Source organism: Pseudomonas inefficax (genome assembly GCF_032164165.1).
Taxonomy (GTDB): domain Bacteria; phylum Pseudomonadota; class Gammaproteobacteria; order Pseudomonadales; family Pseudomonadaceae; genus Aquipseudomonas; species Aquipseudomonas inefficax.
In genome coordinates this window covers 2,130,104-2,150,810 of record NZ_CP134401.1, presented here as the reverse complement: position 1 = coordinate 2,150,810, position 20,707 = coordinate 2,130,104, and the positions used below count along the sequence as shown (strand labels likewise).

The 20,707-nt window shown below is 63.1% G+C and carries 18 protein-coding genes and 1 riboswitch; of the genes, 7 read left to right on the top strand and 11 right to left on the bottom strand.

Annotation, left to right across the window (positions count from 1 at the left end; translation table 11 throughout):
• Positions 1–138: 138 nt before the first annotated feature.
• Both RIN61_RS09655 and RIN61_RS09650 read left to right on the top strand, forming a co-directional pair.
• The gene (locus tag RIN61_RS09655; RefSeq protein WP_112249501.1) at positions 139–690 is read left to right on the top strand and encodes a cytochrome b; all 552 of its coding nucleotides are present in this window, start codon (positions 139–141) and stop codon (positions 688–690) included.
• Positions 691–724: 34 nt separating this feature from the next.
• Positions 725–1,303 carry a YceI family protein gene (locus RIN61_RS09650; RefSeq protein WP_025340897.1) on the top strand — a complete coding sequence of 193 codons (579 nt, stop codon included), beginning with the start codon at positions 725–727 and terminating at the stop codon, positions 1,301–1,303.
• A 139-nt stretch (positions 1,304–1,442) separates the two neighbouring features.
• Here the strand turns inward: RIN61_RS09650 and RIN61_RS09645 are convergent, their stop codons facing one another.
• The 5 genes from RIN61_RS09645 to ahcY form a co-directional block, all read right to left on the bottom strand.
• A complete protein-coding gene (locus RIN61_RS09645; protein WP_313856911.1) occupies positions 1,443–3,332 on the bottom strand; it encodes an RNA helicase RhlE2 in 1,890 nt (629 codons plus the stop codon).
• A 219-nt stretch (positions 3,333–3,551) separates the two neighbouring features.
• Positions 3,552–4,340 (bottom strand): substrate-binding periplasmic protein, encoded by a 789-nt coding sequence (locus tag RIN61_RS09640; protein WP_313856908.1) that lies wholly within the window; start codon positions 4,338–4,340, stop codon positions 3,552–3,554.
• Between the two features lie 165 nt (positions 4,341–4,505).
• Positions 4,506–5,582: a hypothetical protein gene (locus tag RIN61_RS09635; RefSeq protein WP_112249373.1), complete on the bottom strand. Its 1,077-nt coding sequence runs from the start codon at positions 5,580–5,582 to the stop codon at positions 4,506–4,508.
• Positions 5,583–5,674: 92 nt separating this feature from the next.
• The gene (gene metF, locus RIN61_RS09630; protein ID WP_025340893.1) at positions 5,675–6,520 is read right to left on the bottom strand and encodes a methylenetetrahydrofolate reductase [NAD(P)H]; all 846 of its coding nucleotides are present in this window, start codon (positions 6,518–6,520) and stop codon (positions 5,675–5,677) included.
• Between the two features lie 166 nt (positions 6,521–6,686).
• Positions 6,687–8,096 (bottom strand): adenosylhomocysteinase, encoded by a 1,410-nt coding sequence (gene ahcY / locus RIN61_RS09625; RefSeq protein ID WP_025340892.1) that lies wholly within the window; start codon positions 8,094–8,096, stop codon positions 6,687–6,689.
• A 20-nt stretch (positions 8,097–8,116) separates the two neighbouring features.
• Positions 8,117–8,213, bottom strand: a riboswitch (S-adenosyl-L-homocysteine riboswitch).
• A gap of 178 nt (positions 8,214–8,391) precedes the next feature.
• Here ahcY and RIN61_RS09620 point away from each other — a divergent pair.
• Complete coding sequence (locus RIN61_RS09620; RefSeq protein ID WP_009399312.1) at positions 8,392–8,793, top strand: acyl-CoA thioesterase; 402 nt, start codon at positions 8,392–8,394, stop codon at positions 8,791–8,793.
• A 122-nt stretch (positions 8,794–8,915) separates the two neighbouring features.
• Here the strand turns inward: RIN61_RS09620 and RIN61_RS09615 are convergent, their stop codons facing one another.
• The gene (locus RIN61_RS09615) at positions 8,916–10,151 is read right to left on the bottom strand and encodes a cation:proton antiporter (protein WP_112249374.1); all 1,236 of its coding nucleotides are present in this window, start codon (positions 10,149–10,151) and stop codon (positions 8,916–8,918) included.
• Positions 10,152–10,471: 320 nt separating this feature from the next.
• Here RIN61_RS09615 and RIN61_RS09610 point away from each other — a divergent pair, with 320 nt between their 5' ends.
• Positions 10,472–11,305, top strand: a complete 834-nt coding sequence (locus RIN61_RS09610; protein WP_112249375.1) for an EamA family transporter — start codon at positions 10,472–10,474, stop codon at positions 11,303–11,305.
• A gap of 28 nt (positions 11,306–11,333) precedes the next feature.
• Positions 11,334–11,720 (top strand): MAPEG family protein, encoded by a 387-nt coding sequence (locus tag RIN61_RS09605; protein ID WP_112249376.1) that lies wholly within the window; start codon positions 11,334–11,336, stop codon positions 11,718–11,720.
• A 115-nt stretch (positions 11,721–11,835) separates the two neighbouring features.
• Here RIN61_RS09605 and mltA read toward each other — a convergent pair whose 3' ends face one another.
• The gene (mltA, locus tag RIN61_RS09600) at positions 11,836–12,987 is read right to left on the bottom strand and encodes a murein transglycosylase A (protein WP_112249377.1); all 1,152 of its coding nucleotides are present in this window, start codon (positions 12,985–12,987) and stop codon (positions 11,836–11,838) included.
• 119 nt (positions 12,988–13,106) lie between these two features.
• Here mltA and RIN61_RS09595 point away from each other — a divergent pair, with 119 nt between their 5' ends.
• The gene (locus tag RIN61_RS09595; protein ID WP_112249378.1) at positions 13,107–13,553 is read left to right on the top strand and encodes a c-type cytochrome; all 447 of its coding nucleotides are present in this window, start codon (positions 13,107–13,109) and stop codon (positions 13,551–13,553) included.
• A gap of 157 nt (positions 13,554–13,710) precedes the next feature.
• Here RIN61_RS09595 and RIN61_RS09590 read toward each other — a convergent pair whose 3' ends face one another.
• From RIN61_RS09590 to RIN61_RS09575, 4 genes are all read right to left on the bottom strand, one after another.
• Positions 13,711–14,103, bottom strand: coding sequence for a DUF1090 domain-containing protein (locus RIN61_RS09590; protein WP_112249379.1), 393 nt, complete (start codon positions 14,101–14,103; stop codon positions 13,711–13,713).
• 132 nt (positions 14,104–14,235) lie between these two features.
• Positions 14,236–15,936 carry an NAD-dependent DNA ligase LigB gene (gene ligB / locus RIN61_RS09585; protein WP_207879533.1) on the bottom strand — a complete coding sequence of 567 codons (1,701 nt, stop codon included), beginning with the start codon at positions 15,934–15,936 and terminating at the stop codon, positions 14,236–14,238.
• 145 nt (positions 15,937–16,081) lie between these two features.
• The gene (gene metK / locus RIN61_RS09580; RefSeq protein ID WP_003249375.1) at positions 16,082–17,272 is read right to left on the bottom strand and encodes a methionine adenosyltransferase; all 1,191 of its coding nucleotides are present in this window, start codon (positions 17,270–17,272) and stop codon (positions 16,082–16,084) included.
• Positions 17,273–17,290: 18 nt separating this feature from the next.
• Entirely contained in the window at positions 17,291–18,283 is a 993-nt protein-coding gene (locus tag RIN61_RS09575; protein WP_133975878.1) for an ArsR/SmtB family transcription factor, read from the bottom strand.
• A gap of 344 nt (positions 18,284–18,627) precedes the next feature.
• Between RIN61_RS09575 and tkt the strand changes: the two genes are divergently transcribed.
• Complete coding sequence (gene tkt / locus RIN61_RS09570) at positions 18,628–20,625, top strand: transketolase (protein WP_112249383.1); 1,998 nt, start codon at positions 18,628–18,630, stop codon at positions 20,623–20,625.
• Positions 20,626–20,707: the final 82 nt, after the last annotated feature.

The following is a 20,707-nucleotide window of genomic DNA, read 5'->3' as shown; positions in this document are numbered from 1 at the left end:
CTATCGTTAATGTTTCCTTAATGGCAAGGTTACAGAATACATATCGGATTTCTCGATAATCCAAAGCAATTTTTTCCGCTTTTCTTCGATACGTTACGCGTTAGTCTGTGCACAGCTTTCACGGGGAAACACGTCAACATGCAACTGCGCAATTCACCTTCTCGCTACGGCGTGGTCAGCATCGTCCTGCACTGGGGCGTGGCTCTGGCAGTGTTCGGCCTGTTCGGCCTGGGCCTGTGGATGGTCGGCCTCGACTACTACAGCCCTTGGCGCAAGGCCGGCCCGGACCTGCACAAGAGCATCGGCCTGGTGCTGCTGGCGGTGATGCTGCTGCGGGTGGTCTGGCGCTTCATCAGCCCGCCGCCACCGGCACCGGCCAAGCACGGCGCATTCACCCGCCTGGCAGCCAAGTTGGGCCACCTGGCCCTGTACGTGGGGCTGTTCGCGGTAATGATCGCCGGTTACCTGATTTCCACCGCCGACGGTGTCGGCATTCCGGTGTTCGGCCTGTTCGAAGTGCCGGCACTGGTCAGCGACCTGCCCGACCAGGCAGACCTGGCAGGCGTGATTCATCTCTGGCTGGCATGGGGCTTGGTGATTTTTGCCGTGCTGCATGGCCTGGCAGCGCTCAAGCACCATTTCATCGACCGTGACGCGACCCTGACCCGCATGCTGGGCCGCAAAGCTTGACTCTCAACCTCAATTGCATAGGAAGGAAGTAAGGATGTTGAAAAAGACTTTTGCCGCTCTGGCGCTCGGTACCGCTCTGCTCTCCGCTGGCCAGGCCATGGCTGCCGAGTACAAGATCGACAAGGAAGGCCAGCACGCGTTCGTTGACTGGAAGATCAGCCACCTGGGCTACAGCTTCATTCACGGTACCTTCAAGGACTTCGACGGCAACTTCACCTGGGACAGTGCCAAGCCTGAAGCCAGCAAGATCAACGTCGATCTGAAAACCGCCAGCCTGTGGTCGAACCACGCCGAGCGTGACAAGCACATTGCCAGCGCCGACTTCCTTGACGTGAAGAAGTACCCGGAGGCCAAGTTCGTCTCCACCAGCGTCAAGTCGACTGGCGACAAGACCGCTGACGTGACTGGCGACCTGACCATGCACGGTGTGACCAAGCCGGTTACCTTCAAGGCTACCTTCAACGGTGAAGGCAAGGACCCATGGGGCGGTGAGCGCGCTGGCTTCAACGCAACCACCACGCTGAACCTGAACGACTTCGGCATCAAGGGCCCAGGCGCTACTTCGCAGACCCTGGACCTGGATATCAGTGTTGAAGGTGTGAAGCAGAAGTAATTCTTACCTGCTGAAAACTGAGAGGGCCGCTTTGCGGCCCTATCGCGACACAAGGCCGCTCCTACAGGGAATTACGTAACCCTGTAGGAGCGGCCTTGTGTCGCGATAGGGCTGCGAAGCAGCCCCCTCGGTGCTTCTGTCAGCCCTTGCGGGTCAGCAGCGCCGGGCGCTCACCGCGCGGCCGGCTTGGCAGGTCATCCAGCTGCTCGGGCGTCGGGTAACGGTCGAGCTTGGACTCCTTGCGGATGATCACTGGCTGTTTTTCCGGCTGGCGTGGGTTGCGCACGGCCGGCTCTTGCCGGGCAGCATCGTCACGGGCCGGGCGACCACGGCCGCCGCCATCACGACGGGCACCGCCACCATTGTTGGCCCGGGGCGGACGTTTCTCGCCGCCACCGCCGCCACCGCCGCTGCGCGGCTGGCCGCTATTGCGAGCTTGGCCACCGGCGTTGCTGCGCTGGCCATTACCCTGACCTTGGCCGGCATTGCCACCCGGGCGGCGATTGCGGCCCTGGTTCTTGCCCTGGTACGGGCTGACATAGTCGGCACGGTTGCCGAAGTTGTCGATATCGTCGTCCAGGAACTCTTCCGGATCACGGTCGACAGGCACTTTCGGCGCGCTGTTGTTGCTTGCCTGCTGTTGCTGCTGGCGCGGCTTCTTGTCACGCGGCTTGCGTTGCTGCTGTTGCTTGTCGCCGCTCTTTTCCTTGTCGGCCGGCTTGTCCGCAGCCTGTTGCTTGGCCTTGCCTTTATCCTTGCCCTTGTCCTTGCGGCCGCCGTTGGCATCTTTGCCGCCTTCGCCGCGGGCCTGCTGGTTACGGCCACCACGGCCGTTGTTCTGCTGGCGTTCGCGCACTTCAGGCTTTTCGGCTTCTACCTGGCTGGCGTCGAAGCCCATCAGGTCGCCGTCCGGGATCTTCTGCCTGGTCACCCGTTCGATGCTCTTGAGCAACTTCTCTTCATCCGGCGCAACCATGGAAATGGCCTCGCCCGAACGACCGGCACGGCCGGTACGGCCAATGCGGTGGACGTAGTCTTCCTCGACATTCGGCAGCTCGAAGTTGACCACGTGCGGCAGCTGGTCGATGTCCAGGCCACGGGCGGCGATGTCGGTGGCGACCAGCACGCGGACGCTGTTGGCCTTGAAGTCGGCCAGCGCCTTTGTGCGGGCGTTCTGGCTCTTGTTGCCGTGGATTGCGGCGGCGGTCAGGCCGTGCTTTTCCAGGTACTCGGCCAGGCGGTTGGCGCCGTGCTTGGTGCGGGTGAACACCAGCACCTGTTCCCAGGCACCCTGGGTGATCAGGTGCGCCAGCAGTGCGCGCTTGTGGCTGGCCGGCAGGCGGTAGACGCGCTGTTCGATACGCTCGACGGTAGTGTTCGGCGGGGTGACCTCGATACGCTCCGGGTTGTGCAGGAGCTTGTCGGCGAGGTCGGTGATGTCCTTGGAGAAGGTGGCCGAGAACAACAGGTTCTGGCGCTTGGCCGGCAGGCGAGCGAGGACCTTCTTGACGTCATGGATGAAGCCCATGTCGAGCATGCGGTCGGCTTCGTCCAGCACCAGGATTTCCACGTGGGCCAGGTCAACCTTGCCTTGGCCGGCCAGGTCCAGCAGGCGGCCGGGGCAGGCGACCAGCACGTCCACACCCTTGGCAATGGCCTGGATCTGCGGGTTCATGCCGACGCCGCCGAAAATGCAGGCGCTGACCAGTGGAAGGTCACGGGCATAGACCTTGAAGCTGTCATGCACCTGGGCTGCCAGTTCACGGGTCGGGGTCAGGACCAGCGCGCGAGGTTGGCGCGGGCCGTGGCGCTGCGACTTGTCGGGGTGGCCGGCCGGGAACAGGCGCTCGAGGATCGGCAGGGCGAAACCGCCGGTTTTACCAGTACCTGTCTGTGCGGCGACCATCAGGTCGCGGCCTTGCAACACGGCGGGAATCGCCCGCTGTTGCACGGGGGTCGGCTGGGTATAGCCCGCAGCCTCGATAGCGCGGACAAGAGCCTCGGAGAGACCGAGGGAAGCAAAGGACATGGGCAATCCTGTTCTCGTGTGGGCTGGGCCCGTTTGGGATGTTCTGCCTGGCGCGACGGGCATCGGTGGGATGCGATCGCGTCCGGTCCAGCTGGGCTTTCACTGCACATCCGGGTAGCGGAGGGTGGACGCGAAGGCGCGTCGATGCCGATCGGGATGCCTGTTGCGAGGCCGAGCGTCCGGGCGTGAGCCGGGCGGGAAGGCCCGAGTATAACAGAGCTATCGCGCTGTGCTGCTTTCCTGCTGCTCAACGGCGTTGAGAATGTTTCCGATGTCGTCTGTGTAGCGGTTGCTTATAGCCGCATAAGCCGGTTCCTGCTTGAAGCGCTGCAGTTCCATGGCGAAGGCCTGGGCCAGTGCCTCCCGCCCCGGCTTGCGCACCAGCCCCAGGTATTGCGGCTGACGGCTGATCACCAGTGGCAGCTCCTCGACCTGCTGTTGCAGGCCCAGATGGCGCAGCAGGTAATGGCCGACCCTGCGGTCGGTGATTGCCAGGTCGATGCGGCCCAGCATCAGCTTGCCGAAATTGGCTTCATGGGTAGGCGCGGCCTCGCGCCTGAAATGTAGGGCCTCGTTGAACGCGGCACCATAAGCGTAGCCGGGCGAGGTGCCGACAGTGAGGCCGGCAAGGTCAGCCAGAGCCTTGACGGCATGGCGACGTGCGCTGGCCTGGAACAGGACGAACTCGACTTCCGACATGGGTTCGGGGGCGTATACCAGATAGGGCCGGCGCGACTCGGTCTGGAAAATGTCCATGATGCCGTCGGCCTGGCCCTGCTCGATCATTGCGAGGCAGCGCTTCCATGGCAGGAACTCCCACTGCACTTCGACGCCAAGGCGTTCGAACACGCGGGTGGTGACTTCGTAGTCGATGCCGCGCGGCTGGCCGTCGTGCTGGTACACATAGGGTGCCCAGTCATCAGTCACCAGGCGCAGCCGCTCGCCCAGGGCCAGCGGGCTCAGGCAGGCGAGAAACAGGATCCAGAACAGACGGGCGACGGGTGGCATGGCCGGAGATTACGCGCTCGGCCATTCCAAGGCCAGCGGGCGTGATGTTCTCCTGTGCCGGCCTCTTCGCGGGTGAACCCGCTCCCACAAGTACAGCACGAGCCTGCAAGCCAGTAGAGATCCTGTGGGAGCGGGTTCACCCGCGAAGAGGCCGCCACAGTTCAATCAAGTTTGGGAGGACCTCAGCAGATGCGCCTCGATATCCTTGCGCCGTTCGCCCAGTGACAGGCGCATCCCTGGGTGGCGCAGGCACTGGCGCAGTTGCTCGGGCTCCATGTGGCCATGGCGTGCATTGAGGTTTTCCAGGGCCTTGTCCCACCAGGCTGGCGCGCAGGCGCGGTCGAACTCATTGGGATAGGGGTAGCAGCCATACAGCAGCTCGCGGGCGAATTGGCGCTCATGGCTGGGCAGGGTCATGCTCAGCGCCTTGTAACCCAGGCGTTGCAGGGCCGGAGGCCGTGGCAGCTGGTCATTGACCAGGGACACGTCGGCCAGCGCCGCGTGGCTCAGCGGGTCATGGCCATGCTTGCGCAGCCAGGCCTGGATCTTGGCGCGAAACTGCGCCTTGCGGCTCCAGTAGTGATGAATGACATCTGTGCATTCGGCCAGCTCCAGTGTGCGGTAGGCCGCCACCGCCAGGCAGAACTCCTCGAGGGTATAGGCCTCGCGAGCCAGGGGGTGGAATTCGTCCATCATGGCGATGGAGCGGTCCAGGGTACCGGCGTCTTTCGCGCTGAGGCCAATCACCCCGGAGTTGACCAGTGGCATCTGGCAATCGGCCAGGCCCCTGGACTCGAGGATAGCCAGCAGGTTCTTGTACAGCAGGCACTTCTGGTTGCTGCCATAGCGCGCACCGATGGCATTGCACAGCAGGCGGCCTGGGGCTACCCGGGCAAACAGCTCCAGCGGCGACTTGCGGAAGAAGGTGTCGGTGTCGATCAGCACTGCCAGCGGGTATTGCTGCAGCACCTGACGCAACAGCACATGCTTGCTGCGGAAGTGGTAACCGTGAGGGGCGTTCCATGCCTCGCGCGTGGCTTCGTCCAGCAGGTGAACGGTGACCGGCAGGCCGGCATAAGGTTGCGGGTTGTCGGTGTAGACCTGGATGTCCATGGCTTCGCCTGCTGCCGTATCCAGATGGGCGAGGGCGCTGACGATGCTGAAGCAGGCTTCCTGATGGTAGGTTGCCGGGCCAAAAGCCAGGTAGACGAGCTGTGGACGCGATGGCTGGGGGGGCTGCATGGCAGGCAAGACCTGTTTAACTGGAAAATGAATAAGGCTTTAGTCTATGACCAAAGCCTTAATCAAATCTTAAACAGATTTTGCAAAAAATTTCAGCGCGGCAGCTTCAGGTTGTTCCAGATCGCCAGGCTCGGCTCGGCCTGGTTCAAGGTGTAGAAGTGCAGGCCCGGTGCGCCGCCTTGCAGCAGCTGTTCGCACATGCGAGTGATCACTTCTTCGCCGAACGCCTGGATGCTGGCGGTGTCGTCGGCATAGGCTTCCAGCTGCTTGCGGATCCACCGCGGGATCTCGGCGCCACAGGCATCGGAGAAACGCGCCAGCTTGCTGTAGTTGGTGATCGGCATGATGCCAGGCACCACCGGGATGTCCACGCCCAGCTTCTGCGCGCGCTCGACGAAGTAGAAGTAGCTGTCGGCGTTGAAGAAGTACTGGGTAATGGCGCTATCGGCACCGGCTTTGACCTTGTGCACGAAGTTGGCCAGGTCAGCCTCGAAGTTGCGGGCCTGGGGGTGCATTTCCGGGTAGGCGGCCACTTCCAGGTGGAAATGATCGGCGGTTTCCTGGCGGATGAATTCGACCAGGTCGCTGGCGTAGCGCAGTTCGCCACTGGCCATGCCCATGCCTGACGGCAGGTCACCACGCAGGGCAACGATGCGCTTGATACCAGCAGCCTTGTATTCGGCCAGCAGGGCACGCAGTTCGGCCTTGGTGTCGCCAACGCACGACAGGTGCGGCGCGGCAGGCACCTTCACTTCGCTTTCCAGCTGCAGCACGGTGTTCAGCGTGCGGTCGCGGGTCGAACCACCGGCACCGTAGGTGCAGGAGAAGAAGTCCGGGTTGTATGCGGCAAGCTGGCGGGCCACGCCCATCAGCTTTTCGTGACCGGCATCGGTCTTGGTCGGGAAGAACTCGAAACTGTAACGGCGTTCCTGGGACATCAGGCGTTCCTCTAGCAGCAAGCTTCAAGCGGCAGGCTGCAAGTAAAAGCCAGACCGGTCATGGCCGGCCTGGCTTGGGCATCGTTCAAGACCCTTGATGCTTGAGCTGCAAGCGGCAATGGCACGGTCTGCCTTTGCTTGCCGCTTGAGCCGTCAAGCTTGCCGCTTAGTAGCGGTAGGCGTGCGGCTTGAACGGGCCTTCGACGGTCACACCAATGTAGTCGGCCTGCTGCTTGGTCAGCTGGGTGACCACGCCGCCGAAGCCGCGGACCATTTCCAGGGCCACTTCTTCGTCGAGCTTTTTAGGCAGTACTTCAACAGTCAGGCGCTCGGCTTTCTTCTCGGCCGACAGGTCGGCGAACTTCTGCTCGAACAGGAAGATCTGTGCCAGTACCTGGTTGGCGAACGAGCCGTCCATGATGCGGCTTGGGTGGCCAGTGGCGTTACCCAGGTTGACCAGGCGGCCTTCGGCCAGCAGGATCAGGTAGTCGTCGTTCTGCGGGTCGAAGCTGCCAGCGCCGGTGCGGTGGATCTTGTGCACCTGCGGCTTGACCTCTTCCCAGGCCCAGTTCTTGCGCATGAAGGCGGTGTCGATCTCGTTGTCGAAGTGGCCGATGTTGCACACTACGGCACGCTTCTTCAGCGCCTTGAGCATGTTGGCGTCGCAGACGTTGACGTTACCGGTGGTGGTCACGATCAGGTCGATCTTGCCCAGCAGGGCCTTGTCGATGCTGGCTTCGGTGCCGTTGTTGATACCGTCGATGAACGGCGAAACCACTTCGAAACCGTCCATGCAGGCCTGCATGGCGCAGATCGGGTCGACTTCGGTGACCTTGACGATCATGCCTTCCTGACGCAGCGACTGGGCCGAGCCCTTGCCCACGTCACCGTAGCCGATCACCAGGGCCTGCTTGCCCGACAGCAGGTGGTCGGTACCACGCTTGATGGCGTCGTTCAGGCTGTGACGGCAACCGTACTTGTTGTCGTTCTTGCTCTTGGTAACCGAGTCGTTGACGTTGATCGCCGGGACTTTCAGCTCGCCCTTGGCCAGCATGTCCAGCAGGCGGTGCACGCCGGTGGTGGTTTCTTCGGTCACACCGTGCACGCGCTCCAGCACTTGCGGGTATTTCTTGTGCAGCAGCTCGGTCAGGTCGCCACCGTCGTCGAGGACCATGTTGGCGTCCCATGGCTGGCCATCCTTGAGGATGGTCTGCTCCAGGCACCACTCGTACTCCTGCTCGGTTTCACCTTTCCAGGCGAACACCGGGATACCGGCGGCGGCGATGGACGCGGCGGCCTGGTCCTGGGTGGAGAAGATGTTGCAGGACGACCAGCGCACTTCGGCACCCAGGGCGACCAGGGTTTCGATCAGCACGGCGGTCTGGATGGTCATGTGGATGCAGCCCAGAATCTTCGCACCCTTGAGCGGTTGCTCGGCCAGGTACTTGCGACGCAGGCCCATCAGTGCAGGCATTTCCGATTCGGCGATGATGGTTTCGCGACGACCCCAGGCGGCCAGGGAGATGTCGGCGACTTTGTAATCGGTAAAACCAGCAGGCATGTTTGCAGCGCTCATGAGAGCCTCCATTCGTAGTGTGCGAATGGGCGCCGTTGTGCGTTAAGCGCCCGCGAGAGCGAGCAACGCCCCATCCGAGCCTGACAGGCCTAGCCTGCTGCAGCGCCCCTCGGACGGGTGGCGGGCATGGCGCCGCTGTGGGCGGCCATGTGAAGCGGCGGAGATTATAGCCGCGCCCGGCGGCTTGCCCAAGGTTTTCTGTCGATTAATCGCGACGATAGTCGATGTTCAATGGAGCGACAGCGGCCGCTCTGCCATCATTGCTGTACGTTAGCCAAGCAGGTCAGGAGTACAGATGAACTTTCATACCCGCAAGTGGGTTAAACCCGAAGACCTCAACCCAAACGGCACTTTGTTCGGTGGCAGCCTGCTGCGCTGGATCGACGAAGAGGCAGCGATCTACGCCATCGTCCAGCTGGGCAACCAGCGCGTGGTGACCAAGTACATATCGGAAATCAACTTCGTCAGTGCCTCGCGCCAGGGCGACATCATCGAGCTGGGTATCACCGCCACCGAGTTTGGCCGCACCTCGATCACCCTCAAGTGCGAAGTGCGCAACAAGATCACCCGCAAGGCCATTCTCACGGTCGACAAGATGGTCTTCGTCAACCTTGGCGAGGATGGGTTGCCGGCGCCGCATGGGCGGACCGAGATCAAGTACATTCAAGACCAGTTCCCGGACAGTGCAGTCGAATAGATTTCGGTTGTCGGTGCTTGCCTCTTCGCGGGTAAACCCGCTCCCACAAGGTTTTAACTGCCCGAAAGGTAGCGGAGATTCTGTGGGAGCGGGTTCACCCGCGAAGAGGCAAGCACTATTGCTCAAGGCTGGTCGCTGACCTTGCGCACCACCCGCCCGATGCTCAACCCCTGCACCAGGATCGACGACAGCACCACGATGTAGGTGATCGACAGCAGCAGGTCACGTTCTGCGCCCAATGGCAGCGACAGCGCCAGGGCCACCGACACTCCACCGCGCAGGCCACCCCAGGTCAGTACACGCACCGTGCCTTTTGGCACCGGGCGCCAGCGTCGCAGCAGCACGATCGCCGGGGCCACCGTCAGCAGCCGCGACAGCAGCACCGCCAGCGCCAGCACGCTGCCGGCCGCCAGGTGCATCCAGTTGAATGGCAGCAGCAACAGTTCCAGGCCGATCAATGCGAACAGCAGGGCGTTGAGCATGTCGTCGATCAGTTCCCAGAAGCCATCCATGTAGCGACGGGTCATGTCGTTCATCGCCAGGTTGCGCCCCAGGTTGCCGATGATCAGCCCGGCCACCACCATGGCGATCGGCGCCGAAACGTGCAGCTCGTAGCACATCGCCGAGCCGCCGATGACCAGCGCCAGGGTCAGCATCACTTCCACCTGGTATTGCTCGACACTCTTGATCATGCGGTAGGTGGCGTAGCCGATCAGCCCGCCGAACACTACACCGCCGATGGCCTCGCGGGCGAACAGAACGGCCGTATCGGCCATGCTTGGCGTTTCGCCCAGCTGGATAATGCCCAGCAACACGGTGAACACCACCACGGCGGTGCCGTCATTGAACAGCGACTCGCCGACGATGGTGGTTTTCAAGGGTTTGGAGGCATTCGCGGTACGCAGCGCGCCCAGTACGGCAATCGGGTCGGTGGGCGAGATCAGCGCACCGAACAGCAGGCAATAGATCAGCGGTACCTGCCAGCCGAACAGGGCAAACACCCAGTGCGACAGGTAGCCGATGACCACGGTGGCGATCAGCACCCCGACGGTGGCCAGCAGGCCGATCGGCCAGCGGTAGCTGCGCAGGTCGGAGAGGTTGACGTGCAAGGCGCCGGCGAACAGCAGGAATGCCAGCATCCAGTGCATCAGCAAGTCGTTGAAGTCGATCTGGTTCATCAGCCCTTCGACGCGCGCTTCCAGGCCAGGGAAGCCGATCAGGCTCAGGCCCTGCAGCATCAGGGAAAACAGCAGCGCCGTTACCATCACGCCAATGGCGGGGGGCAGGCCGATGAAACGGTAATTTACATAGGTGAGGAGGGTGGTAAGGCAGATAAACGCGGCAACTAGTTCAAGCATCCCGAATCCTGTAACAGTGGCTTCCAAGTCGTAACCCGAATGGCTCGGGCAGTTCTTTGATGACCTGGCGCAGGGTTCGGGACACAAGGTTTGACCGGATTCGTTCCAATCGTTCCCGTTAACAGGCTGAACTGCGTACTCAAGCACGCTCAAAACATAAGGGCTGGTGCGATCTCTGTGGGAGCGGGTTCACCCGCGAACACCGGCAGGGCCGGTGCCATACACCGGGTCGCCTTCTTCGCGGGTGAACCCGCTCCCACAACAGTCCCTGCAAACGCTATATATTCACTGCCGTAAAAAAGCCATAAGGACAACAAGGCGTGTTGGCAACATCCCTGGTGCTGGTCGCTGCCCTGCTGCATGCGACCTGGAATACCCTGATCAAATTCAGCGGCGAACGCTTGCTGGTGATTGCCAGCATGGACACGGTGGCGCTGGCCTTCGCGGTGCTGGCAGTGCCCTTCGTCGAGCTGCCGCCAGCCAACATCTGGCCGTGGTTGCTGGCCTCGGCGCTGGCCGAGCAGCTGTACCGCTTCCTGTTGATCCAGGCCTACCGCGTGGGCGACCTGGGGCTGGTCTATCCTCTGATGCGCGGGCTGTCGCCGCTGGTGGTGCTGGGGCTGACCCTGGCTTTTGCCGGTGAGTCGCTGAGCCAGCAGCAGATCATCGGCATCCTGCTGATCCCCTGTGGCATGGCCTGCCTGCTGTGGCAGGGCGGTGGCGGGGACCGGCTGCCCTGGTCGATGCTGCCGGTTGTTGCCCTGATCGGCCTGTGTATTGGTTGCTACACCTGGTTCGACGGCCAGGCCGTGCGCCTGTGGGGCAAGCCCTGGGATTACCTGGTGTGGCTGACTTTGCTCAGTGCCTGGCCCTTCCCGCTGCTGGCCAGCGTGGCGCGGCGTGCGCCGTTCGTATTGTTCTGGCGCCTGCAGTGGCGCCTGGGGCTGGCAGTGGGGCTGTGTGTATTGCTCAGTTACGCGCTGGTGCTGTGGGCCATGCACCTTGGGTCGGTGGCCGAAGCGGCGGCGTTGCGCGAGTTGAGCGTGATTCTGGTGGTGCTGTTGGGGATGCGCTACCTGAAAGAACCTTTTGGCGGGCCAAGACTCCTAGCTTGCGGGCTGGTATTGGCCGGCATGTTGGTAATGAAGCTTTGACCCGAAGACTGAACAAGGAGTCCTGTCCATGACTGTTGCCCTGTGGTGCATCCTGATCGCGCTGTTCTTGCCCCCACTGTGTGCGTTGATCGCCAAAGTCGGTAGTGGCCGCTTCCGCCTGCGCGACAACCACGACCCGCGCGCCTTCCTGGATACCCTGTCCGGGCTGCCGCGGCGCGCACATGCTGCCCAGCAGAACAGTTTCGAAGCTTTCCCGGCATTTGCCGCGGCGGTGCTGGTGGCGGATATCGTCGGCAATGCCGAGCAGGTGACCCAGGATGTGCTGGGGGTGATGTACATCACCAGCCGGCTGCTCTACATCATCTGTTACCTGGCCGACTGGGCCGTGCTGCGATCGCTGGTGTGGTTTGCCGGGATGGCGATTATCGTGGCGTTCTTCGTGGTTTCCATCTGAAAGCTGGTGCGGTTCCTGTGGGAGCGGCTTTAGCCGCGAACACCGGCGAAGCCGGTGCCATATACCGCGTAGTCTTCTTCGCGGGTAAACCCGCTCCCACAGGGGTAGGGTAACGTCAGAGGACTTTCGGCACCTCAGGCAGCGGCTTGCCCTTGGGCCACAGCATCCAGATCTGCCCCTGCTGCTTCATGTTCCCGGCCAGTTCCCCGGCTTCCGGCCCTGTGCCCCAGAACAGGTCCGCGCGCACCTCGCCAGTAATTGCCCCGCCGGTATCCTGAGCCCCCACCGGGCGTACCACCGGTGTGCCGTCCGGGCGAGTGGTGGACAGCCACAGCAAGCTGCCCAGCGGAATCACCTTGCGGTCGATGGCCACGCTGTAGCCAGCGGTCAGCGGCACGTTCAGCGAACCTCGCGGCCCTTCGTTGCTGTCCGGGCGGGTGCTGAAGAACACGTAGCTGGGGTTGCTGGCGAGCAGTTCCGGTACCCGCTGCGGGTTGGCCTGGGCCCAGGCATGAATGGCACCCATGCTTACTTCTTCCTTCTTCAACTGGCCCTGGTCCACCAGCCAGCGCCCGATCGGCCGGTAGGGGTGGCCGTTCTGGTCGGCGTAACCCAGGCGCAGCTGGCGGCCATCTTCCAGTTGAACCCGGCCGGAGCCCTGGATCTGCAGGAACTGCAGGTCCATCGGGTCGGTCAGCCAGGCCAGCACCGGTGCCTTGACGCCGTCACGGTTGATTACCTCGGCGGTGTCGTAAGGCTTGAGCACCCGGCCATCGAGGCGACCGCGCAGGCGCTTGCCCTTGAGTTCGGGATACACGCTGGCCAGGTCGACCACGATCATGTCGTCGGGGATGCCGTAAACCGCCACATGGTTGGTTGCCGACTGGCTCAGGCTGCCAGGGTAGACCGGTTCGTAGTAACCGGTGATAAGGCCGTTGGCATTGTTTTCGGCCGAACGCAGGCCGTATACCTGCAGGTTCTGTTGCAGGAAGGCGCGCACCTGCAAGGGATTGTCGGGCACGTTGGCGGCTGCTTCGCAGGTGCTGGCCCAGACGGTGTCGCGCTTGAGCTTTTCACAGCCGTTGCGCCAGGCCTGGAAGCCCGCCACCAGGTCGCTGTCGCTGACGGTGGGCAGGTCCTGCCAGGTGGCATTGGCGTAGGTGGCGATGGCATGCGGCTCGGGTTTGGCGCTTTCACCACCATTGCAGCCGGCCAGCAGGGCCAGTACCGGGAGTGTCCAGGCCAGGTGGCGCAGGGCAGATTTCATGAATACATTCCTGTCATGGGTGAATACGGATATTCGCCCCTGTTTTTTATGTGGCTATTGGTCTTTGGCCGTTGGGCAGCGATACTGGCCACCCATTTGCGTAGGCCGAAGTGACCGTGATGTTGAAGCGATTGACCATTGTTCTGCTGGCAGCACTGGCCCTGGGTGGTTGCGACCGGGTTGACCCGAACTCCCCGCTGGGCAAGCGCAAGGTAATCTTCAAGGACATGCTCAAGACCAGCGAAGACCTGGGCGGCATGTTGCGTGGGCGGTTGCCCTTCGACGGGGTGAAGTTTGCCGATGGTGCGCTGAAGCTGGACAACCTTTCGCACCAGCCCTGGCAGCACTTTCCCCAGGCGCGTGATGGCGGCGACAGTAGCGCACGGGCCGAGGTATGGGAACGTCAGGCGCGCTTTCATGACCTGGCCCGGCAGCTGGAAAGCGTCACTGGCGAACTGGTCGATGTCACTCGCGGCCAGCCGCTGGACGCTGCGCAGTTGAAGGCGCCGATGGACAAGGTCGAAGCAGCTTGCAAGGCCTGTCATACCGAATTCCGCAATCATTGATTGCCTGCATTGCTCTGTGTAGGAGCGGCCTTGTGTCGCGATGGGCCGCAAAGCGGCCCCGGCGATTTATGCATCAGCTGAAATCCTGGGGCCGCTGCGCAGCCCTATCGCGACACAAGGCCGCTCCTACAATGATCGCGTTCGCCCGGTCGGAGCTTCAGCGGTCGAGATCCTCTACCGCTTCCTGCAGCTCCTTGCGCGACTCGGCCAGCTTGTCCTTGCGCTTGTTGATCTTCTCCGAATCGCCTTTCTTCTCGGCTTTCTTCAAGTCCCTTTCCCGCTGCGCCACTTCGTGACGGGCGTCGAGCACCTTCTGCTCGCGTTCCTTGCGCAGGCCGGCATCGGTGCAGTTGTCGACCCCTCGCAGCGCCTCTTCGAGCCCTGCGGCCTGGTGGCTGTTGCCTTGATCACGGGCAATCTTCAACTGGTTCTCGATGGCGCTGCGCTTGGCGGCGCAACCGGTCAGGCCGGCATCCGGCTGGGCGGCTTGTGCGGCGCCAGCGGCCAGGCCCAGTGTCGCAAGCAGGAAAAGGGTCGAAATACGTTTCATGAAAAGCCTCCTTGACGGGGCGGGGCAGCAAAAGTTGGGGGAAATCCTGCCTTGGTTTTGCCCATTTAGAAACCCTTGTTGGGCTTTTCCGGCTTAATCTCAGGATTTTCCTACGAGTAAATTGGTAAACAATCATTGCTTGATGCTTTGCCTGTCGGGCCGGAAGCCGTCGATCCCTGCCTTGGCCAGCTGCGTTGCAATGGCTTGCACCTCGGCGGCCGCAAAAAATCCTGCAAGCTGTTGCCCGCGCTTTTCGCCGATACCGGGCATGGCTTGCCATTCAAGGTTGGTGCGGGCAGCAAGCTCCAGCCAGTCGCCTGTCACCTGCATGCCGGTGGGTGTGGGCGCGCCCAGCCCGCGCAGCCATTGGGCAAAGGGCCGTGAGCGGGCTTGGTCGAAAGTGCCGAGCAACTGCGCAGCCGTTGCGTCACTGATACCGGTTACCTGGCCCAAGCGCTCGGCGTCCAGATGCAGCCAGTCGGTCATCGAAGTCACCAGCCCGGCAGCCACCAGCCGGCGCCAGGTGCCAGGGCCGGTGCGCGGCAGGGCCAGCCCCTGCTTGCCGCTGAGCCAGGTGAGGCGGGCAATGAACTGGTCCTCGCAGCCTTCGCTGATCTGCCAGCAACTGTGGGCATGATGTTGGCCGGGCGCTGGTGCGGTCACCGGTTGGCGCTCGGCGGCGCGGTGCACCACTTGCTCCAGGCGTGGGATGGTCAGCCCGGCAAGGCTGACGGCCACCTGGTCACCGGGACGGATGTCGAGCTTGAGCCAACGTGCCAGTGAGCCCAGGCTCACCTGGGTGATTCGCCGGTCATCCAGGGTAACCGGCAGCACCTGCAAGACCGGTGTGACCCTACCGGTGCGGCCGATGCGGAAGCGGACCTCGCGCACTTCGGCCAAGGCCTGTGTGTACGGGTGCTTCCACGCTGCGATCCAATAGGGGGCCTTGGCCTGCCAGCGCTCGGCCGGTGGCCGGCCGCCTTGGCGCAGCACCACGCCATCGGTGGCGAAGGGCAGGGGTGAGCGGTACCAGTACTCACGCCAGTGCGCCGCATCGTCCACTGTTTTTATGGCGACGCTGTAATCCCGGCTGTGCGCAAAGCCCAGTTCCGCCAGCTGCGCGAGGCGTTCGGCCTGCTGCTCGGGGCCGCGCGGCCAGTCCCACACGAACAGGCCAATGCGCTCGCCTTGCTCACGACCCAGCTGCTTGCGAGCCAGCAGCCCGGCTACCGTCCCTCGTGCGTTGGCGCTGCCTGCCTGAGCTTGCACGTGCGCGTCCAGACGCAGGTACAGTTCGCCCTGCAGTTGCAGGTCGATGGCCTGGGGCAACTGCCGATTGATGGCGTGGAGCTGGGGAATGTGGCGGCTCCAGTCGTGCCCCTGCACGCCGTCCCCGCGGCTGATCAACTGCTCCAGCCGGCCCTGTCGGTAAATGAGGGAGACCGCTACGCCATCGACCTTTGGCTGCACCCAGACATCGGTCTTGCCGGCCAGCCAGCGTTCTACAGCCAGGCGGTCGGCCAGCTTGTCGACGCCGGTATGTGGCACCGGATGCGGGATCGGCCCGCCAGCGCTGGCCAGCGGAGACTGGATGGTCGCGATGCCAAAGCATTGCTGCAGGTGCGTCAGGCGTTGGCGGCTCTGGTCGTAGAGTTCATCGGGTACGAGCGCAACGCCCTGGCGGTGGTAGTGGTCGTCCCAGTGGGCGAGCGTGGCACTTAGTCGGCTTACTTCAGCCTCGACTTGTTGCGGGTTCCAGGTAGGGCATGTGGCGGCACGTGCCAGGGGGGAACTCAGTGTCAACAACAGGGTGAACAGCAGTATCAACGGCATGGCCAGCATCCTTGCATGGCGGGTGGGAGCCCTCAGCCTAGGCAGGTTGCGTGCAGGTCGCCATGCGGTGTTTGTCAGCCCATATGTCACAAAAAAGCCCCTGCCGATTGCTCGGCAGGGGCTTTCGACCAGCGCAATGGGAAATTTACAGGCCGGCAGCGTCACGCAGCGACTGGGCGCGGTCGGTGCGCTCCCAGGTGAAGGTGGTGAAGGTGTCGTCGCCGACAGTCTTCTGCTGCGGGGTACGGCCGAAGTGGCCGTAGGCAGCGGTTTCCTGGTACATCGGGTGCAGCAGGTCGAGCATGGTGGTGATGGCGTAAGGACGCAGATCGAAGCACTCGCGCACCAGCTGGATGATCTTGTCGTCGGAGACCTTGCCGGTACCGAAGGTATTGATCGAGATGGAGGTCGGCTGGGCCACGCCAATGGCGTACGACACCTGGATCTCGCAACGCTCGGCCAGGCCTGCGGCGACGATGTTCTTGGCCACGTAGCGGCCGGCGTAGGCGGCCGAACGGTCGACCTTGGACGGGTCCTTGCCGGAGAACGCGCCACCACCGTGGCGGGCCATGCCGCCGTAGGAGTCAACGATGATCTTGCGCCCGGTCAGGCCGCAGTCACCCACCGGGCCGCCGATGATGAAGTTGCCGGTCGGGTTGATGTGGTACTGGGTGCCCTTGTGCAGCAGTTCGGCAGGCAGGGTGTGCTTGACGATCAACTCCATCACGGCTTCCTGCAGGTCTTTCTGCGAAACCTCAGGGTTGTGCTGGGTCGACAGCACCACGGCGTCGATGCCGACCACCTTGCCGTTTTCGTAGCGGCAGGTGACTTGCGACTTGGCGTCCGGGCGCAGCCATGGCAGCAGGCCGGACTTGCGTGCTTCGGCCTGGCGCTCGACCAGGCGGTGCGAGAAGCAGATTGGCGCTGGCATCAGCACTTCGGTTTCGTTGCTGGCATAGCCGAACATCAGGCCCTGGTCACCGGCGCCCTGGTCTTCCGGCTTGGAGCGGTCGACGCCTTGGGCGATGTCCACTGACTGCTTGCCGATGATGTTCATCACGGCGCAGGTGGCGCCGTCGAAGCCGACGTCGGAGCTGTTGTAGCCGATGTCGATGATGACCTTGCGCACCAGGTCTTCCAGGTCGACCCAGGCCGACGTGGTAACTTCGCCGGCGATGATGGCGACACCGGTCTTGACCAGGGTTTCGCAGGCTACGCGGGCGTACTTGTCCTGGGCGATGATGGCATCAAGGACGGCGTCCGAAATCTGGTCGGCGATCTTGTCCGGATGCCCTTCGGACACGGACTCGGAGGTGAAAAGGGAGTATTCGCTCATCTCGAAGGTTCCTGAAATTTACCGATGGTGTATGTCGCCAGCCGTCCGCTGGAAATGGCGGACCTGGATCTGGAAACCGTTACGCAAACCCACGTACAGGCTGTCCCCGGGGGCCAGCCCGGCGGCGTTGGCCCAACGGGCCAGGTCGTCCTGCTCGAAGCCAAGCCACAGGTCGCCGCAGGCTTCGCGCGCCCACCCCTGGTCATGGCTGCACAGTTCGGTTACCAGCAGGCTGCCGCCTGCCTTCACCCTTTTGGCCAGCTGGCGCAGGGCCAGGGCCGGGTCGCTGAAATGGTGCAGCACCATGTTCAGCACAACGCAGTCGGCGGCCACATCCGTTGCACCCAGTGCATCGGCCAACTGCAGGTTCACATTGTCGAGCCCTTCGCGCTGGCACACCTGGCGCGCCAGTTCGAGCATGGTCGGGCTGTTGTCCAGGGCAGTGACCTGGGCGAAGCGCCGGGCCAGGTCGGGCAGGAAGCCACCGTCGCCGGGGCCGACCTCCAGGGCGCTGGCGGCCGGGTCGAAATTCAGTTTGTCGAGCAACGCCAGCAGGCTTTCGCGGTACTGCGGCAGGCCGGCGATCAGGTCTTGCTGAGCGCGGAACTTCTCTTCCACGCGCAGGAAGAAGTCCTGGCTGGTGGCTGCGCGGCGCTGCTGTACCTGGGCGATGCGCGCCTGCACGTCAGGCGGCAGGGTCAGGTCATCCACCTCTTCGAGCAACGCTGCATGCAGCCGACCGCCCAGGCGCAGGCTGTCGGGCAGGGCGCGGCGGTAGAAGATGGCGTTGCCCTCGCGGCGGGTTGCCACCAGCTCGGCCTGGGCCAGCACCTTCAGGTGGTGGCTCATGCCCGACTGGCCCACATCGAAGATCTGCGCCAGTTCCAGCACGCCGAACGAGTCGTTGGCCAGGGCGCGCAATACGTTCAGGCGCAACTCGTCGCCACTGGCTTTGCACAGGGCTGCCAATGCTTCGCGTTGCTCGGGGATCGATTGCGCACGGAGGTTCATGGTGCGGCAGTCTAGACAGGCATCGTTGCCCTAGCAAGGGCAATATCAAAAAGTTTTGATATTGGATGATGGGCGGAGTGCGGGGTTGCCCTTTCGGGCCTCTTCGCGGGTGAACCCGCTCCCACAGGTTCAGCACTGCCCTCAGGCTTGGTGCGACCCTGTGGGAGCGGGTTCACCCGCGAAGAAGCCGGCATCGATTTCCAGATTTTGCCCCGAAATGAGTGCCAATCAGAGGAAAATCCCCCGACTGCGACCATACGTCATTGCCCCAAGCCCCCCCAGTGGGCGAAAATGGCCGCCTTTTTTCGTGACACCACCTATTCAAGCCCCTCAGGAGATCAGCGATGCCCAGCCGTCGTGAACGTGCCAACGCCATTCGTGCCCTCAGCATGGATGCCGTGCAAAAGGCCAACAGCGGCCACCCAGGTGCCCCCATGGGCATGGCGGATATCGCCGAAGTGCTTTGGCGCGACTATCTGAAGCACAACCCGAGCAACCCGAGTTTCGCCGACCGTGACCGCTTCGTACTGTCCAACGGCCACGGTTCGATGCTGATCTACTCGCTGCTGCACCTGACCGGCTACGACGTCACCATCGATGACATCAAAGGCTTCCGCCAGCTGCACAGCCGCACCCCGGGCCACCCGGAATACGGCTACACCCCAGGCGTCGAGACCACCACCGGCCCGCTCGGCCAGGGTATCGCCAACGCCGTGGGCTTCGCCCTGGCCGAAAAAGTGCTCGCTGCCCAGTTCAACCGTGACGGCCACACCATCGTCGACCACAACACCTACGTGTTCCTCGGCGACGGCTGCATGATGGAAGGTATCTCCCACGAAGTCGCCTCGCTGGCCGGCACCCTGGGCCTGAACAAGCTGATCGCCTTCTATGACGACAACGGCATTTCCATCGACGGCGAAGTGCACGGCTGGTTCACCGACAACACCCCGGCGCGCTTCGAAGCGTACAACTGGCAGGTGATCCGCAACGTCGACGGCCATGACGCCGACGAGATCAAGACCGCCATCGAAACCGCCCGCAAGAGCGATCGCCCGACCCTGATCTGCTGCAAGACCATCATCGGTTTCGGCTCGCCGAACAAGCAGGGCAAGGAAGACTGCCACGGCGCACCGCTGGGCAACGACGAAATCGCCCTGGCCCGCAAGGAATTGAACTGGAACCACGGCCCGTTCGAAATCCCGGCCGAGATCTACGCCGAGTGGGACGCCAAGGCCGCCGGTGCCAAGGCCGAAGCCGACTGGAACCAGCGCTTCGATGCCTACGCCAAGGCCTACCCGGAGCTGGCTGCCGAGTTCAAGCGCCGTGCCAGCGGCGAGCTGCCGGCCGACTTCAGCGAGAAGGCCCAGGCTTACATCAACGAAGTGGCTGCCAAGGGCGAAACCATTGCCAGCCGCAAGGCCAGCCAGAACGCCCTGAATGCCTTCGGCCCGCTGCTGCCAGAGTTCCTCGGCGGTTCGGCCGACCTGGCCGGTTCCAACCTGACCCTGTGGAAGGGCTGCAAGGGTGTCGAAGCCAACGACGCCAGCGGCAACTACGTGTTCTACGGCGTGCGCGAGTTCGGCATGACCGCCATCATGAACGGCGTTGCCCTGCACGGTGGCCTGGTGCCTTACGGCGCGACCTTCCTGATGTTCATGGAATACGCCCGTAACGCCGTGCGCATGTCGGCGCTGATGAAGCAGCGCGTGATCCACGTCTACACCCACGACTCCATCGGCCTGGGCGAAGACGGCCCGACTCACCAGCCGATCGAGCAGCTGACCAGCCTGCGCAGCACGCCGAACCTGGACACCTGGCGCCCAGCCGACGCGGTGGAATCCGCCGTGTCCTGGAAAAACGCCCTGGAGCGCAAGGACGGCCCTTCGGCGCTGATCTTCTCGCGCCAGAACCTGCAGCACCAGGACCGCGATGCCCAGCAGATCGCCGACATCAGCCGCGGCGGCTACGTGCTCAAGGACTGCGCCGGCGAGCCTGAGCTGATCCTGATCGCCACCGGTTCCGAAGTGGGCCTGGCTGTTCAGGCGTACGCCAAGCTGACCGAACAAGGCCGCAAGGTGCGCGTGGTTTCCATGCCGTGCACCAGCGTGTTCGATGCCCAGGACGCTGCCTACAAGCAGTCCGTGCTGCCGCTGGAAGTAGGTGCGCGTATCGCCATCGAAGCCGCGCACGCCGACTTCTGGTACAAGTACGTCGGCCTGGAAGGTCGTGTCATCGGCATGACCACCTACGGTGAGTCGGCGCCGGCTTCGGCACTGTTCGAAGAGTTCGGCTTCACCGTGGAGAACATCCTCGGTACTGCCGAAGAGCTGCTGGAAGACTGATGTATCAGTGGGGGCAATGACGCCCTCCAGGTCGTGCAAAGGGGAGGGCTTCGCCCTCCATCGCGACACAAGGCCGCTCCTA